Source organism: Blautia obeum ATCC 29174 (genome assembly GCF_025147765.1).
Classification (GTDB): Bacteria; Bacillota; Clostridia; order Lachnospirales; family Lachnospiraceae; genus Blautia_A; species Blautia_A obeum.
This window is the reverse complement of the sequence record NZ_CP102265.1, coordinates 3024833-3040764: the sequence shown is the minus strand read 5'-3', so window position 1 is coordinate 3040764 and position 15932 is coordinate 3024833. Positions and strand designations below refer to the sequence as shown.

General features: G+C 43.1%; 14 protein-coding genes. 12 read left to right on the top strand and 2 right to left on the bottom strand.

All coding sequences use genetic code 11. The features are described 5' to 3' along the window. Positions 1 to 62 precede the first annotated feature (62 nt). Both NQ503_RS14655 and NQ503_RS14650 read left to right on the top strand, forming a co-directional pair. Positions 63 to 2894 (top strand): ATP-binding protein, encoded by a 2832-nt coding sequence (locus tag NQ503_RS14655; RefSeq protein ID WP_044926262.1) that lies wholly within the window; start codon positions 63 to 65, stop codon positions 2892 to 2894. A 351-nt stretch (positions 2895 to 3245) separates the two neighbouring features. Beyond that, positions 3246 to 3446, top strand: coding sequence for a hypothetical protein (locus NQ503_RS14650; RefSeq protein ID WP_233435634.1), 201 nt, complete (start codon positions 3246 to 3248; stop codon positions 3444 to 3446). Between the two features lie 69 nt (positions 3447 to 3515). Here the strand turns inward: NQ503_RS14650 and NQ503_RS14645 are convergent, their stop codons facing one another. Further along, on the bottom strand, positions 3516 to 4886 hold the full coding sequence (locus NQ503_RS14645) for a GH1 family beta-glucosidase (RefSeq protein ID WP_005428189.1): 1371 nt from the start codon (positions 4884 to 4886) through the stop codon (positions 3516 to 3518). A gap of 325 nt (positions 4887 to 5211) precedes the next feature. Between NQ503_RS14645 and NQ503_RS14640 the strand changes: the two genes are divergently transcribed. Continuing rightward, positions 5212 to 7215: a beta-galactosidase gene (locus tag NQ503_RS14640; protein ID WP_044926259.1), complete on the top strand. Its 2004-nt coding sequence runs from the start codon at positions 5212 to 5214 to the stop codon at positions 7213 to 7215. A gap of 48 nt (positions 7216 to 7263) precedes the next feature. On the opposite strand, the gene NQ503_RS14635 is transcribed toward NQ503_RS14640, so the two are convergent. Then, positions 7264 to 8631 carry an MATE family efflux transporter gene (locus NQ503_RS14635; RefSeq protein ID WP_044926256.1) on the bottom strand — a complete coding sequence of 456 codons (1368 nt, stop codon included), beginning with the start codon at positions 8629 to 8631 and terminating at the stop codon, positions 7264 to 7266. A gap of 308 nt (positions 8632 to 8939) precedes the next feature. Between NQ503_RS14635 and NQ503_RS14630 the strand changes: the two genes are divergently transcribed. The 9 genes from NQ503_RS14630 to atpD all read left to right on the top strand — a co-directional run bounded on the left by NQ503_RS14630 (position 8940) and on the right by atpD (position 15921). Further along, positions 8940 to 9209, top strand: a complete 270-nt coding sequence (locus tag NQ503_RS14630) for an AtpZ/AtpI family protein (protein ID WP_005428184.1) — start codon at positions 8940 to 8942, stop codon at positions 9207 to 9209. A gap of 92 nt (positions 9210 to 9301) precedes the next feature. Further along, on the top strand, positions 9302 to 9721 hold the full coding sequence (locus NQ503_RS14625; protein ID WP_005428182.1) for a hypothetical protein: 420 nt from the start codon (positions 9302 to 9304) through the stop codon (positions 9719 to 9721). Positions 9722 to 9758: 37 nt separating this feature from the next. After that, positions 9759 to 10517: a F0F1 ATP synthase subunit A gene (locus NQ503_RS14620; protein ID WP_005428181.1), complete on the top strand. Its 759-nt coding sequence runs from the start codon at positions 9759 to 9761 to the stop codon at positions 10515 to 10517. Between the two features lie 65 nt (positions 10518 to 10582). Continuing rightward, positions 10583 to 10861 carry an ATP synthase F0 subunit C gene (gene atpE, locus NQ503_RS14615; RefSeq protein WP_005428180.1) on the top strand — a complete coding sequence of 93 codons (279 nt, stop codon included), beginning with the start codon at positions 10583 to 10585 and terminating at the stop codon, positions 10859 to 10861. Between the two features lie 96 nt (positions 10862 to 10957). Then, positions 10958 to 11461, top strand: coding sequence for a F0F1 ATP synthase subunit B (gene atpF, locus NQ503_RS14610; RefSeq protein WP_005428179.1), 504 nt, complete (start codon positions 10958 to 10960; stop codon positions 11459 to 11461). Next, positions 11458 to 11997: an ATP synthase F1 subunit delta gene (gene atpH / locus NQ503_RS14605; RefSeq protein WP_005428175.1), complete on the top strand. Its 540-nt coding sequence runs from the start codon at positions 11458 to 11460 to the stop codon at positions 11995 to 11997. Before atpF ends, atpH begins: the two co-directional genes overlap by 4 nt. A gap of 96 nt (positions 11998 to 12093) precedes the next feature. Next, the gene (gene atpA / locus NQ503_RS14600; protein WP_005428174.1) at positions 12094 to 13623 is read left to right on the top strand and encodes a F0F1 ATP synthase subunit alpha; all 1530 of its coding nucleotides are present in this window, start codon (positions 12094 to 12096) and stop codon (positions 13621 to 13623) included. 23 nt (positions 13624 to 13646) lie between these two features. Next, positions 13647 to 14504 (top strand): ATP synthase F1 subunit gamma, encoded by an 858-nt coding sequence (atpG, locus tag NQ503_RS14595; protein WP_005428173.1) that lies wholly within the window; start codon positions 13647 to 13649, stop codon positions 14502 to 14504. 22 nt (positions 14505 to 14526) lie between these two features. After that, positions 14527 to 15921 (top strand): F0F1 ATP synthase subunit beta, encoded by a 1395-nt coding sequence (atpD, locus tag NQ503_RS14590; protein WP_005428171.1) that lies wholly within the window; start codon positions 14527 to 14529, stop codon positions 15919 to 15921. Positions 15922 to 15932: the final 11 nt, after the last annotated feature.

The window sequence follows — 15932 nt, the reverse complement described above, 5'->3', positions numbered from 1 at the left end:
AGACAAAGTACAAAAAGAGATGCTTACAGATTTTATGATTATGAGGGAAACAAAGGGACTGAATGAACAGAAAGATAGAAAAGCAGATAAGAAAAAAAGGTAAGAAAAAAAGATTCTATTTGAGCATTTTTGCATTTATCATGTTGCTTTTTGTACCGGTTTTTGTTTATGCGTCGGAAATGAAAAGTGACGGGAAAACAACTCAGGTAATAGAGGAAGAAAATAAAACCGTGAGAGTTGGCTATTTTCCATATTCCAATTTTCAGGAAGGAAGTTATGGGGAACATAAGCAGGGAGCAGGCTATGAATATCTTCAGAAAATTTCTTATATAACCGGCTGGAAGTATGAATATGTCTATGGTTCATTTAAAGAGTGTCTGGATATGCTGGCAGATGGAAAAATAGACATACTTGGAAGTGTCAGTTATACACCAGAAAGAGCGGAATCTATCGATTTTTCAACCTACGCTGAGGGGACAGAAAAATATTGGATCTATACCCGGGAAGATCATACGGATCTTACGGATGGTGATCTGAAGCAGATGAATGGCTGTCGTATCGGTGTTGCAGATGGAAGTTATCAGAAAGATCTTTTGGAAAAATGGCTGGACAGCAATCAGATCCATGCAGAGGTTGTTGCCTGTAAAGGCTATGATGAAATGATAGAAAAACTGGATGCAGATGAACTGGATGCACTTGTGATCCCGGCACTGTCTGTCAACAGCGATTTTATTGCCATTGCTAATATCGGTGCAGGTGACTGCTATTTCGGTGTATCAAAATCCAGACCGGATCTGTTAAAGGAATTAAATGCTACCCTGGAAGAAATCAACAATACAGAAACGGACTACAGCAGCAAGCTGTATGCCAGTTATGAAGGAAAAGCGGTCATAAATTATGCACTCAACAAGGAAGAAAAACAATGGCTGGATGCACATGAAAATACAATCCGTGTGGGATATCTAAAGGATAATCTTCCTTTCTGTGGTGAAGAAAATGGGAAACTGACAGGAATCCTTGGAACCGTTCTGGATACGGTTCAGGAAAAATATGAAATTACGATCAAGGTGGTTCCCTGTTCCACGGGAGTACAGATGAATGAGGCATTGCAATCTGGTGAAATAAATATTGCCGGTCCTATCATTCAGGATTTTTATATGCAGGAACAGTTTCAGGTGGTGTTGACAGATGCAATCTTTGATATTACGCCAGTTGTTATTTACAAAGGAAAAGAATATAGCAGCTGCCTCTCTACGATTGCAGTGACAGAGACATCATTGTATTCTGAATTGATGGTGTCCCTTCTTTTTCCAGATGCAGAGATTAAACAATATGGCACACAGGAAGAATGCCTGGAGGCAGTAGCAAATGGAAAAGTAGGAGCAACTGTTATTCCATCTTCGAAGATTAATCTTCTTAATGAAAGTCCACTGACCAAAAGCCTGTCATTTGCAGAAATGGCAAAACGGCAGGAATTAGCGATGTTTACGACGAGAGAAAACAGAAGAGCAGCTACCATTATCAATAAAGCAATCGATCAGTCCTCCAATATTTTAAATGGCGTTGTCCTTGCACAGAATTCTGTTTCAGAAAAGAAAATGACCTTGCAGGATGTACTTACAGAGTATGCCGGTTTCGTTATCGGAGTTTCATTTGTGATTATTTTTGTATTACTTCTTCTGCTTTATTCCCTTTCCGTAAGCAGGAAAAAACAGATGGAAGCATTGAAAGAAGCACAGGATGCAAATGCAGCGAATATTGCAAAAACAACTTTCCTGAACCATATGTCCCATGATATCAGGACACCAATGAATGCAATTGTTGGATTTACAGATATTGCCATGAAGAGGAAACCGGACAAAGAAGTGGAGGATTGTCTGAAAAAGATCAGGCAGAGTTCAGAATATCTGATGACACTCATTAACGATGTGCTGGATATCAGCCGCATCGAAAGCGGTAAACTGGAATATAAACCGGTACTGGTAGATCTCAGGGATATGACAGATACTGTCTTGTCGATCGCAAGGGGATATATGGAAAACCGTGACCTTAATTTTTCTGTTTCAAGAGAAGAACTTAAAAATCCTTATGTGATGGCAGATGAACTCAGAATCAGGGAAGTATTGCTCAACATTATCAGCAATGCAGTCAAATTTACAAAAGACGGAGGTACCATTTCATTTGTAGCAGAAAACTGTCCGGGCAAGGATGAGCATCATTTAATCGTACGCTATCATATATCAGATACCGGAATTGGTATGAGTGAGGAGTTCCAGACCAGAATATTTGATGAGTTCAGTCAGGAAAATAATGGGGCAAGAACCAGTTATAAGGGAACCGGACTGGGAATGGCGATTGCCAAACAGTATGTAGATCTTATGGGTGGGAAAATTGAAGTCAGCAGCAGACAGGGCGTTGGCTCAGCATTTACTGTAGAAATCCCGCTACTTATAGCAGAACATGTACTAACTGAAGAGAAAGAAAAGTTAAGGAAAGATATTGATTTACATGGTTTACATGTTCTTTTGGCAGAGGACAATGATTTAAACGCAGAAATAGCAATAGCTTTGTTGGAAGAAAAAGGGATGATTGTAACTAGAACCACTGATGGTAAATCTGCCCTGACACAGTTTTGCAATACAGTTCCGGGGACTTTTGATCTGATTTTGATGGACATCATGATGCCGGAAATGAATGGGTATGAAACGACAAAAGCTATAAGAAATCTGCCGGATCGTCCGGACGGAAAGGAAATCCCTATTATTGCAATGACAGCAAATGCATTTGCAGAGGATGTACAGGCTGCTTTGAAGGCTGGAATGGATGATCATGTGGCAAAGCCGATTGATATGAGCATTTTAATATCTGTCATCACAAAATATATAGAGCAATGAGTTAGTGGAGATCAAAGCGCCGAATGATGCCAATGACCTGTTTGTTTCCAAGATCGAGCAGCTTCTTCAGGAACACTCTGGTAAATAACTTCAGGAAACAGTAAATAACGATAAAATTTTATACAAAAAATGCGGAAGAGCATTGCGAAGAAATCTATTCGATGACCTTGCAGTGCTCTTTTTTCGTTTTATAGGAGATTATTTTCGTGTGAGAGCGGGAGAAGTTGGTAATAGTATACAAAAAAAGCAAAATAACATTGTAGCAATTGTCAATAGATTTTTAGAGAACTTATATATATATGTTGTGGACGATATATTGTAAATGCGAAATCCATGCTTGGTGTTCTGAGCATGCCGGAGTTTGACAAAGGTGAACTGCATATCCACACCGATGTAAAAGACATTGAGAAAGTTTATGCTATGATCAATCAGGCTGGGCTGAACAGTACACAGGATACAGTTCATTTTCTTCCGTTCTGGGAGAATGGAGTGAAGTTCTTTACAATTGAAGGACCGAATAAAGAAAAAGTAGAGTTCAGTCAATATTTGTAATATACATATTTATAAAAAGCGCATTTCATATCTGGTGTGGTATGAGATGCGCTTTTTTTCAGTGGAGAATCAGAACTCTCCGTTATTTTTTATATAATCTTTGTACCAGTAAGCAGAATCTTTCAGGATTCTTTGCTGTGTCTGGTAGTCAATATAGATCAGACCAAATCGTTCGGAATATCCCTTGGACCATTCGAAATTATCCATCAGGGACCACTGGAAATAACCGCGTATATCCGCAACAGTGGCGGCCTTTTTTAATTCATCAAGGTATCTGGCGAGAAAATCAATTCTGTTTGGATCATGCACTTTGCCATCCAGAGAAACAACATCGTGGCAGGACATTCCGTTCTCTGTAATATAGATTGGAGTTTTGTAACGTTCATACAGGAAACGTGGTCCCCAGTTCAGACATTCCGGTGTTACAGGCCAGTCGATGGCTGTTTTTGGAAAGCCTTCATAGCGTCTGACGTATTCAGGATGTCCATCTTTACCCATGCGGATACACTGGCCATTGTAGATATTCTGACCATAGATATCAATCGGCTCAGAAATAAGCTTCATATCATCATCTGTGATTTTGGGAAGATATTTTTCATATTTCTGCAGACCTTCCTCTGGGTATTTGCCAAAAAATACAGGATCCGACCACCAGGAAACATTCCAGGTCCAGTTGTGTGGATCATCTGGAAGAGAAAATAGTGCTTTTCTTGCAGCTTCAATATCTTCTGCGCTTTCGGTTTCCGGATAACACATGGAAGCAGTTGGAGCGAAACCAATCGACAGTTTTTGTTTCCCATAAGCACGAAGCATCTGTACAGCTTTGCCGTGTGCCTTAAGAGCATTATGCGCCATTTCGAAAGTGTCACGGAGAGGTGCCTGGACTCCCGGTGCATGTTCGCCGGTCAGAAATCCAAGTCCGACAAAGCATTGCGGTTCGTTCAAAATGAAGAAATTTTTTACTCTGTCACTGAAACGCTCTGCGATAAGACGTGCATAATCACCGAACCAGTCTACGATCTGCGGATTCAGCCAGCCTCCTCTTTTATATAATTCATAGGGAAGTTCCCAGTGATATAAAGTTATATATGGTTCGATATCGTTTGCCAGAAGTTCGTTGATCAGGGCATTATAAAAGGCAATACCTTTTTCATTTACCTGTCCATATCCGTTCGGAAGAACACGACTCCAGTTGATGGAGAAGCGATAGGCATGAAGGCCAATTTCTTTCATCAGTTTCACGTCTTCTTTGAAACGGTGGTAATGATCACAGGCTGTTTCTCCTGTATGATGTTCAAAAATGCGATGGTCCTCTTTTGTAAAAACGTCCCAGATATCTTCGCCTTTGCCATCTTCACTGACGGCACCCTCAATCTGATAAGAACTGGTTGCAGCACCCCATACAAAATCGGCCGGGAATTTATAGTTTTCTGTAGGCATTATGTGTTCCTCTTTCTTTTGTGTGTATTCATATCCAAAGTATAATTTAGACGGGATGATTAATCAATTCAAAAATAAAAAATGTTCGTTGTAAAAATGATTGTTATAACAGATAGCGTATTATAGATAAAATTATCCGGAAGTTATGGCGATACCAGGATAATACATAAAATGCAAAAAGCTGTATGAGGGAATAAATCAAGAGATATATGCAAATGTAAAAATGCATTATACGTTCGAAATAAAAGAATATCAAATACCTATTAACTATGATAAAATATAGATAAAAAGCATGAAGGAAAACAGAAGAAGGAGTGTAGCGTTTATGAAAGAATTACTCTACGGAGCAGCCTACTACGATGAATACATGCCATATGAACGTCTTGCGAAGGATGTTTCCATGATGCAAAAAGCCGGGATTAATACGGTGCGGATCGCAGAATCCACATGGAGTACCTGCGAGCCTCAGGAAGGAGTTTTTGATTTTTCTCATGTGATCCGTGTGATGGATGCAATGGAAAAAGCAGGGATTAATGTTATCATAGGGACTCCGACCTACGCTGTGCCGACCTGGATGGTAGAAGCATATCCTGACGTATTGGCAGAAACGGTCAGGGGAAGAGGCATTTATGGGACAAGACAGAACATGGACATTACACATCCGGTTTACCGTTATCATGCAGAAAAAGTAATCCGTAAACTGATGGAGGTTTCTGCACATCGTAAGTGTGTGATTGGATTTCAGTTGGATAATGAAACAAAATATTATGGAACAGCAGGCAGGAATGTACAGCTTGGGTTCGTGAAATACCTTCGCGAGAAATTTCATAATGATCTGGACACCATGAATCACGAATTCGGTCTGGATTACTGGAGCAATCGCATCAATGCATGGGAAGATTTTCCGGATGTGCGTGGCACGATCAATGGAAGTCTGGGTGCGGAGTTTGAAAAATACCAGAGAAGTCTGGTGGAAGAATTCCTTGGCTGGCAGGCAGCGATTGTTTCCGAATATAAGAGAGAAGATCAGTTTATCACTCACAATCTGGATTTTGAGTGGAGAGGTTATTCCTACGGCGTGCAGCCGGATGTGAACCATTTCAAATGTGCAAAGCACCTGACTATGGCAGGAACAGATATTTATCATCCGACCCAGGATCATCTGACCGGTGCAGAAATTGCCTTTGGCGGAGACCTGATCCGATGTCTTAAAAATGACAACTATCTGGTTCTGGAAACAGAAGCACAGGGTTATCCGGGCTGGATACCGTATGATGGGCAGCTTCGTCTGCAGGCATACAGCCATCTGGCATCCGGTGCGCTTGGCGTGATGTACTGGCACTGGCATTCAATCCATAACTCCTTTGAGACTTATTGGAAAGGTCTTCTTAGCCATGACATGGAAGAAAATGCTGTATACCGAGAGGCATGTATCGTAGGTGATGAATTTAAGAAACTTTCTCCTGTTTTATCAGGTTTGAAGAAGGATAACAAAGTTGCAATCATGGTGAGCAACGAGGCTCTGACTGCACTCAAATGGTTTGGAATCGAAGCAACTGCAGCAGGAAACAGTGGAATTGGATACAACGATGTTGTTCGCCGGATCTACGATGCACTTTATAAAATAAATATAGAGTGTGACATTATCTGGGAAGAGAGCGAAAATATTGAGAAATACCAGGCAATCATCCTTCCGGCTATGTACACCGCAGATGAAAAAGTTCTCACACGTCTGAAAGATTATACCGCGCAAGGAGGCACACTGATCGCGACGTTCAAGACTGCATTTGCCAACGAGAATGTGAAGGTATATTCTGACAGACAGCCACATATTCTGAGTGAAGTCTTCGGGATGTATTATCAGCAGTTTACATTCCCGGAAAAAGTTACTCTGACAGGTTTTGAAGGTGGTGAACCAGAGGCAGAGACTTTCATGGAACTTCTGATTCCGGATGGTGCAGAAATCATTTCTGCATATCAGCATCCAAACTGGAAAAAGTATGCCGCAGTTACGCATCATACTTATGAAAGCGGAAATGCCTGGTATATCGGATGTATGTTTGAAGAATGCTACCTGCAGCAGTTGTTGATAAAGATTCTGGCTAAGGCTAGTGTAAATGCTGCAGTGCCGGAAAAATTCCCGGTGATCGTGCGAGAGGGAGTCAATGAACAGGGCGAAAAACTTCGTTTCTATCTGAATTATTCCTGGGAAGAGCAAAGAGTTGAGGTGGCGGATGATTTTGAGGTAGTACTTGGGAATGGTGATAGTACGAAGTATGAAATTTACCTGTCGGCATGGGATGTATGTATTATAAAATTTGAAAAATAAAAAGCTTTGTAACAAGCAAACCCCGAGGCAGCAAGCCTCGGGGTTCTTTTATCTCTTTTCTTTTTTCAGAATGGAATTAAACAGTGTGAAGAAGGTGATCGTTGTCACCGCAGCAGCTATGATATCGCTGACTGGTTCTGCGAGGAATACTGCAAATACTTTATTGTCGAAGAAATTCGGCAGGATAAAGATCAGAGGTATCAGCAGGACAATCTTACGAAGGCAGGCAAGCAGCAGGCTGACCTTTGCCTGTCCGAGAGCCATAAAGCTCTGCTGGCAGCTTACCTGGAAACCAAGAGAGAAGATTCCGGCCATGTAGATGCGGAGCGCCCAGGCAGAGTATGTTACTAGTTCCTTATCGGAAGTAAAGATTGTTGCAAATGCTTTCGGGAAAATCATTACAACAAGCCAGAAGAGTGTTGTATAGATGACGCAGGTGCAGAACTGTGTGAAGAATGCTTTCTTTACACGGTCTGGTTTGTTTGCGCCAAAGTTGTAACTGATGATCGGCTGTCCGCCTTGACAGATTCCCTGAAGCGGCAAGGTAACGAGCTGACTGATACTTGTGATGATCGTCATTGCTCCAACGGCCACGTCACCGCCAAATCTGGAAAGGCTGCTTGTAAAACTGATTGACAGAAGGCTCTCCGTTGACAGCATAACAAAGGTAGAAATACCAAGAGCAAGGCACGGACCAAATACCTTAGGATCCAGATGCATGTTGCTCCGTTTCAGGCGGAGGATGGTTTTCCTTCCGGTCAGGAAGCGGAGAATCCATACAGCACCCACGGTCTGGCTGAGAACAGTGGCAAGTGCGGCACCTTTTACGCCCATGCCAAGGGCAAAAATAAAGATCGGATCCAGGATAATGTTGATAACAGCACCGATAATTGTAGTCATCATACTGATCTTGGCAAATCCCTGAGTTGTAATGAAGGTATTCATGCCCAGTACGATCAGTACAAAAAAGCTTCCGAGGATATAGATTCTGGCATAATCTGTTGCATAAGTTAAGGTGACATCACTGGCACCAAAGAGTCTGAGCAGAGTTGGTGCACTTACATAAAATACGATGGTCAGCACGACTGCAAGACCGACCAACAAAGTAAAACAGTTTCCGAGGATCTTTTCGGCCAGATCATTGTCCTTCTTTCCCATTGCAATGGCTGCACGTGGAGCACCGCCAGAGCCAACAAGCATGGCGAAGGCATTCAGAAGCATCAGAATCGGAGTAAAAAGTCCGACACCCGTCAGCGCGGCGGCTCCGATTCCCGGAATATGACCAATGTAGATTCGGTCTACAATGTTATAAAGCAGATTAATAACCTGCGCCACAACTGCCGGAATTGCCAGCTGTGCAAGGAGTTTGGGAATACTTCCCGTCTCCATATGGGTTGTTTTGGTTTGCGTTTTCATAATATTCATCTCCATATTTATATTGGAATTTTGAGTATCAAAATTTAAGCATTGAGTAGCATAGCACAAAAGACAAAAAATAGAAAGTTATTATACAAAAAAGAGGTTTTGTTTGAATTTTGGACAGAACCTCTTTATTGTTACATGACAGTAAAAAGACGAGAATGATATAATACTAACAAAAAGATTTTGAGAATACCAAAAATATTTGAATAAATTGTACAAATGCGTTGTGAAAAATAAACAAATGTGTTAAAATTTGACTATGCGCAATGGAAATAATAGATAAAAATTAGTGAAAAAGGAGAATGATATTGAAACAGTGGTCAGAGATCCTGCGAAATGTCACAATGCTTTCGCAGCTTGGGCTGTCATTTATAACACCGCTTCTTCTGTGCCTGGCGCTCTGCTGGTTCATTATTTCAAAGACCGGTGTTGGTGTCTGGGTCTACATTCCGGGATTTTTCTTCGGAATGGGTGGTTCGGCAACCGTGGCATACAAGTTTTATTTGTCGATCAATAAACAGCAAAAGAAAAAACATAAAAAAGACAAAATATATTTTAACAGACATTCATAAACATCTACATGAAGGACAGAATAATGGAAAGGAAGTAACTGTTTTGGAAGATATGCGTGATCATACAGAACAGTTACGAAAGGAATGGAATTATGAGCAGTATATTGGATAATGTGCAGCCGGCGGTAAAGAAAGAAACAAAAAGGGTCGTGAAGATCACGGCAGTTGGTCTGATTCTGATGTGGATTCTTTTTGCAGTACTTCATTTTACAATGCCGGATAAGGTGCCGTTAGATTATACAGTATTTTTAGGAGGCATTGGAGGCGGAGCAGTTGCAGTTCTGAATTTTTTCCTGATGGGGCTGGCAGTACAGAAGGCTGCATCAGCTTCTGACGAGGGAACTGCAAGAATGAAACTCAAAGCCAGTTATTCACAGCGTTTTTTGATGCAGATCCTGTGGGTGATCCTGGCAATCGTCGCACCGTGCTTCCATTTTGTTGCAGGAATTGCTCCACTTTTATTTCCGGGAACGGGAATAAAGATCATGGGGATATTTCATAATAAAATATAAGACGGAAAACTGATATAGATGGGAGGTGAATGAATGTATGGAACTGGATATTAATGGGGCGAAGATATTATTTACTTTACCCATTGACCTGCCGGTTCTGGGACCTTTAAGAATCAGCGAGACCATGGTCGTAAGCTGGATTGTTATGATACTGATTACAGGATTCTGTATCTGGCTGACGCATGATCTCAAGGAAGAAAACATCTCTAAACGGCAGGCTTTGGCAGAAATGCTGGTAGAGATGGCAAACAAATTTGTTGTCGGCAATATGGGCGAGAAGTTCAGATATATGATTCCGTTCGTTGCAGCACTTTTTGCAACAAGTGTGGTATCGAACCTGATCAGTCTTGTGGGACTTCGAAGTCCGACTTCAGACCTGTCGACAGAGGCAGCGTGGGCAGTCGTGGTATTTATCATGATCACCGCGCAGAAGATCAAGACCAGTGGTTTCGGTGGATATCTCAAAGGATTTACACAGCCGATTCCGGTCATGACACCATTTAATGTTCTTTCTGAACTGGCAACACCGGTAAGTATGGCGTGCCGTCACTTCGGAAACATTCTTTCTGGTGTCGTTATCAATGGTCTGATCTATGGGGCGCTGGCAGTGGCAAGTTCCGCACTTCTGGGGTTGATCCCGGGACTTGTGGGTGATGTATTGTCACAGATACCTGTTCTTGATGTAGGTATCCCGGCTATTTTATCTGTATATTTTGACTGGTTCTCAGGAATTATGCAGGCATTTATTTTCTGTATGCTGACTGTTATGTACATCGCAAATGCAGCAGAGGAGTAACAAAACAGCGGATATGGGGAATCCGCAGGATTAGAAAAACAAACATACTACAGGAGGTTTTTACTATGGATTTTCAGTTATTAGCAAAAGGTATCGCATTAGCAGGTTGTGCAATTGGAGCAGGATGTGCACTGATCGCAGGTATCGGCCCTGGTATTGGTGAAGGTAATGCTGTTGCAAGTGCTCTGGAAGCAATCGGACGTCAGCCGGAATGCAAAGGTGATGTTACATCTACGATGCTTCTTGGTTGTGCTATCGCAGAGACAACTGGTATTTATGGATTTGTAACCGGCCTGCTCCTTATTTTTGTAGCACCTGGTATGTTTATGAATTTCCTGGGTTAAGTAGGGAAAATCAGACAGCAGGAGACAGGAAAGTAAAGCAGGATCTGTTCGCCGTGAAGAGTATGAAGCGAACAGTGACAACAGGAGGTTACAAACATGCAGGTACAGGAATTAGTAGGAATTGTGCCGTGGAATTTTATAGCGACGATTTGCAACCTTTTTATTCAGGTGTATCTCATCAAACGTTTTCTTTTCAAGCCGGTCAATGAAATGCTTGAAAAACGCAGGGCCAAAGCCGATGCCGAGATTCAGGACGCTGTAAAGGCTAAAGAAGAGGCAGAGGTTATGAAAGCCGAATACGAAAAGAATATGCAGGAAGCAAAAGAAAAGGCAAATGACATCGTACTGACAGCTCAGAAAACAGCAGCTGTTCAGAGTGAGGAAATGCTCAAGGAAGCTTCCAGTCAGGTAACTGCCATGAAAGAAAAGGCAGAAAAAGACATTGCACAGGAAAGACGTAAAGCCGTCAACGAGATCAAAGGTGAGATCGGAGGTATGGCTGTTGAGATCGCCGGTAAGGTAATCGAGCGCGAAATTAACGAAGAGGATCATACGAAACTGATTAATGATTTTATTGAGAATGTAGGTGAGGCATCATGACACAGGCTGCCAGAGTTTATGGTGGCAGTCTCTATGATCTTGCCACTGAAGAAAAGCTCGATGGACAGATCATGGAGCAGATGAATGAAATCAGACAGATTTTTCGGGAAAATCCAGGATATCTGAAATTATTGGGAGAACCGGCAATTCCGCAGGAAGAGAGAATAAAGCTTCTCGATGAAGCCTTTGGTGGACAGGTAGAACCGTATCTCCTTAATTTTCTCAAACTTTTATGCGAGAAGAAGATTCTGAGAGAGTTTTCCGGCTGCTGTGAGGAGTTTACACGTAGATATAATGCCGATCATGGTATTGTGGAAGCTCTGGTCACAAGTGCAGTGAAACTCAAAGATGATCAGATGGAAGCTTTACGTATCAAACTGGAGAAGATCAGTGGTAAAAAGATCCATCTCACACAGAAAACAGACCCGACGGTTCTTGCCGGACTCCGTGTAGAAATGGAGGGCATACAGCTTGATGGAACCGTACAGGGACGAATTTCAGATATCACGAAGAAACTGAATGAAGTTGTTGTTTGATGAAAAGTAAAATTTAGTAACTATTCAGCAGGTAGTAACTGAGAAGGTACTGAACAGTTACAAAAGCTATAAAATGTTAAAGGATGGAATGGACACATGCAATTAAAACCTGAAGAAATATCCAAAGTCATCCGAAGCCAGATAAAATATTATGAAAATGCTATTCAGCAGAATGAAACAGGAACGATCCTTATGGTCGGTGATGGTATTGCCCGTGCCAGTGGACTCGTAAACTGTATGGCGGGTGAACTGCTGGAATTTGAAGACGGAAATTTCGGAATGGCGCAGAACCTGGAAGAAAACAGCGTTTCTATCGTAATATTTGGCTCCGATGAAAATATTGGTGAAGGTCAGACTGTAAAACGTACAGGCAAGGTCGTGTCTGTACCAGTAGGTGAAGCGATGATCGGACGAGTAGTCAATGCTCTTGGACAGCCGATTGACGGTGCAGGTCCGATCGACACAAAAGAATTTCGCCCGGTAGAGACCAAGGCACCTGGGATCTGTGAGAGACGTTCCGTATACCAGCCTCTGCAGACTGGTATCAAGGCAATTGACTCCATGATTCCGATCGGTCGTGGACAGCGTGAGCTGATCATCGGCGACCGTCAGACAGGAAAGACAACCATTGCAACAGATACGATCATTAACCAGAAGGGAAAAGATGTTCTCTGTATCTATGTCGCAATCGGACAGAAACGTTCAACAGTAGCATCTCTGGTAGAGAATCTTACCAGAAACGGTGCTATGAACTATACAATCGTAGTTGCTGCGACGGCTTCGGAATCCAGCCCGATGCAGTATATTGCACCTTATGCAGGCTGTGCAATGGGCGAGTACTTTATGAACCAGGGAAAAGACGTACTCATCATTTATGATGATCTGAGTAAGCATGCGGTTGCTTACCGTGCACTTTCTCTTCTGATCCGTCGTCCACCTGGACGTGAGGCATATCCTGGAGATGTTTTTTATCTGCACTCCAGACTGCTCGAGCGAGCAGCGAAACTTGACGATGAGCATGGTGGTGGTTCTCTTACTGCACTGCCGATCATTGAGACACAGGCGGGTGACGTATCTGCTTATATCCCGACAAACGTAATTTCCATTACAGATGGACAGATATTCCTTGAGACAGAGCTTTTCCACTCCGGTATCATGCCGGCGGTTAACCCTGGTATCTCTGTATCACGAGTTGGTGGAGATGCACAGATCAAGGCTATGAAGAAAGTAGCCGGAACTCTGAAACTGATCTATTCGCAGTACCGCGAACTTCAGAGTTTTGCCCAGTTCGGTTCAGATCTGGATGCGGATACCAAGGCTCGTCTGGAACAGGGTGCACGTATCGTAGAAGTTCTGAAACAGAGCCAGAATGCTCCGGTGCCGGTAGAAAAACAGGTAGCGATCCTGTATGCCGTAACCAAGGGCATCCTCGAAAAAGTTAAAGTGGAAGATGTAAATGCATATGAAGCAGGACTGTATACCTACCTTGATGCAGATGCAGCCGGTTTGGAAGTAATGCAGCTGATCAGTACCACAGGCAAGCTGGAACCGGAAACAGAAGAAAAACTGCGTCATGTACTGGAAGCGTATACAGAAAATTTCCTGAATACAAGACCTGACAAATAATGTGATTAGGAGGGTATGATCATATGGCTGGAAATATGAAAGCGGTAAAGCTGCGTATCAAAAGCGTACAGAGTACGATGCAGATTACCAAGGCCATGGAGCTTGTTGCATCCTCCAAACTGCGTAAGGCAAAGGAACGTGCAGAAACCTGCCGTCCTTACTTCACAGAGCTGCATGAGACACTGAAGGACATTGCCAGAGAAAACATTGATTTTTCTTCTGTATACGCCAGAGAGTCATCCAATCCGCGTTACTGCTATGTAGCGATTGCCGGTGACAGAGGTCTGGCTGGTGGATATAATGCCAATCTTTTCAAATGTCTGGAAGCTGCAGCTGAAGGCAAGGATTATGTGGCTCTGCCGATAGGAAAAAAAGCAGTTGAGTATTTCAGACAGAGAGGTATTGAATGTCTGACAGATAAGTTTGCGGAGATCGCAGATATTTCTGTCGCAGACTGTTTTGAGATCGCAAATCTGCTTTGTGAAGAATTCCGCAAAGGAACATTCGGGCATATTGAATTATGTTATACCGTTTTTGCATCCATGCTTTCTCAGCAGCCGGAGGTATTTTCTGTACTTCCTATGACTGACATCCGAGAGGAAAGCGGTGGCAGAGTAGCTACAAGAAATCTCATCCTCTATGAGCCGAATGCAGAAGTTGTGTTTGATGCCGTTGTTCCGGAATATCTGGCGGGACTGGTTTATGGTGGTGTATGTGAAAGTACAGCCAGTGAACTTGCAGCCAGAAGAATGGCTATGGACGCTGCGACAAGTAATGCAGAAGAGATGATCGATAAACTGAATCTGTATTACAACAGAGCGCGACAGGCCAGCATCACGCAGGAAATCACGGAGATTGTTGCAGGTGCGGAAGGGCTTTAAAATATCATAGGAGACTTAAAACATGAGTGAAAAACACATTGGCGAAGTAGTACAGGTCATCGGTCCGGTTCTGGATATCCGCTTTGCGCACGATGAACTCCCGGCTCTTCTCAATGCCATAGAAATAGAATCAAACGGCGCAAAGCTGACGGCCGAAGTAGCACAGCAGATTGGTGATGATGTCGTAAGGTGTATTGCCATGAACTCTACCGATGGTCTTGTCCGGGGCACGAAGGCAGTAGATACCGGCGGCCCGATCACAGTTCCGGTAGGAGATGCCTGCCTGGGACGAGTATTTAACCTTCTTGGAGATCCGGTAGATAACAAACCAGCTCCGGAGGCGAAGGAGCGCTGGTCTATCCATCGTCCGGCTCCTTCTTATGAGGAACAGATGCCGGCTACAGAAATTCTGGAAACCGGTATCAAAGTCGTAGACCTGATCTGCCCATACGCAAAGGGTGGTAAGATTGGTCTGTTCGGTGGCGCAGGTGTAGGAAAAACAGTTCTGATCATGGAATTGATCCACAACGTAGCTACCGCTCACGGCGGTCTGTCTGTATTCACAGGTGTTGGAGAACGTACCCGTGAGGGAAATGACCTTTATAATGAAATGAAAGAAAGTGGGGTTATCGATAAGACGGCCCTGGTTTATGGTCAGATGAATGAGCCACCAGGAGCACGTATGCGTGTCGGACTTTCAGGGCTTACCATGGCGGAGTACTTCCGTGATGAGAAGAACCAGGATGTGCTTCTCTTTATCGACAATATCTTCCGTTTTACACAGGCTGGTTCTGAGGTATCTGCACTTCTTGGACGTATGCCGTCTGCAGTGGGATATCAGCCGACACTGGCAACTGAAATGGGTAACTTGCAGGAGCGAATCACTTCTACACGTAAGGGTTCCATTACATCCGTACAGGCTGTTTATGTGCCTGCCGATGACCTTACAGACCCTGCTCCGGCAACAACTTTCTCACATCTGGATGCTACGACTGTACTTTCCCGTGAAATCTCCAGTCAGGGTATTTATCCGGCAGTAGATCCGCTGGATTCCACAAGTCGTATCCTTTCACCGGAGATCGTTGGTAAAGAGCACTATGAGATTGCAAGATCTGTACAGCGTGTGCTTCAGCGTTACAAAGAACTTCAGGATATCATTGCCATCATGGGTATGGACGAACTTTCTGAAGAAGACAAACGTACAGTAAGCCGTGCACGTAAAGTGCAGAGATATCTGTCCCAGAGCTTCTCTGTAGCAGAACAGTTCACAGGTATGCCTGGTAAATATGTTCCTCTCAAAGAAACCTTAAGAGGATTCAAGATGATTCTCGACGGTGAATGTGATGATATTCCGGAGAGTTACTTCCTGTTTGCCGGTACCATTGATGAAGTATTCGAAAAAGCTAAGAAGCAGTAAAGGAGGTGTCT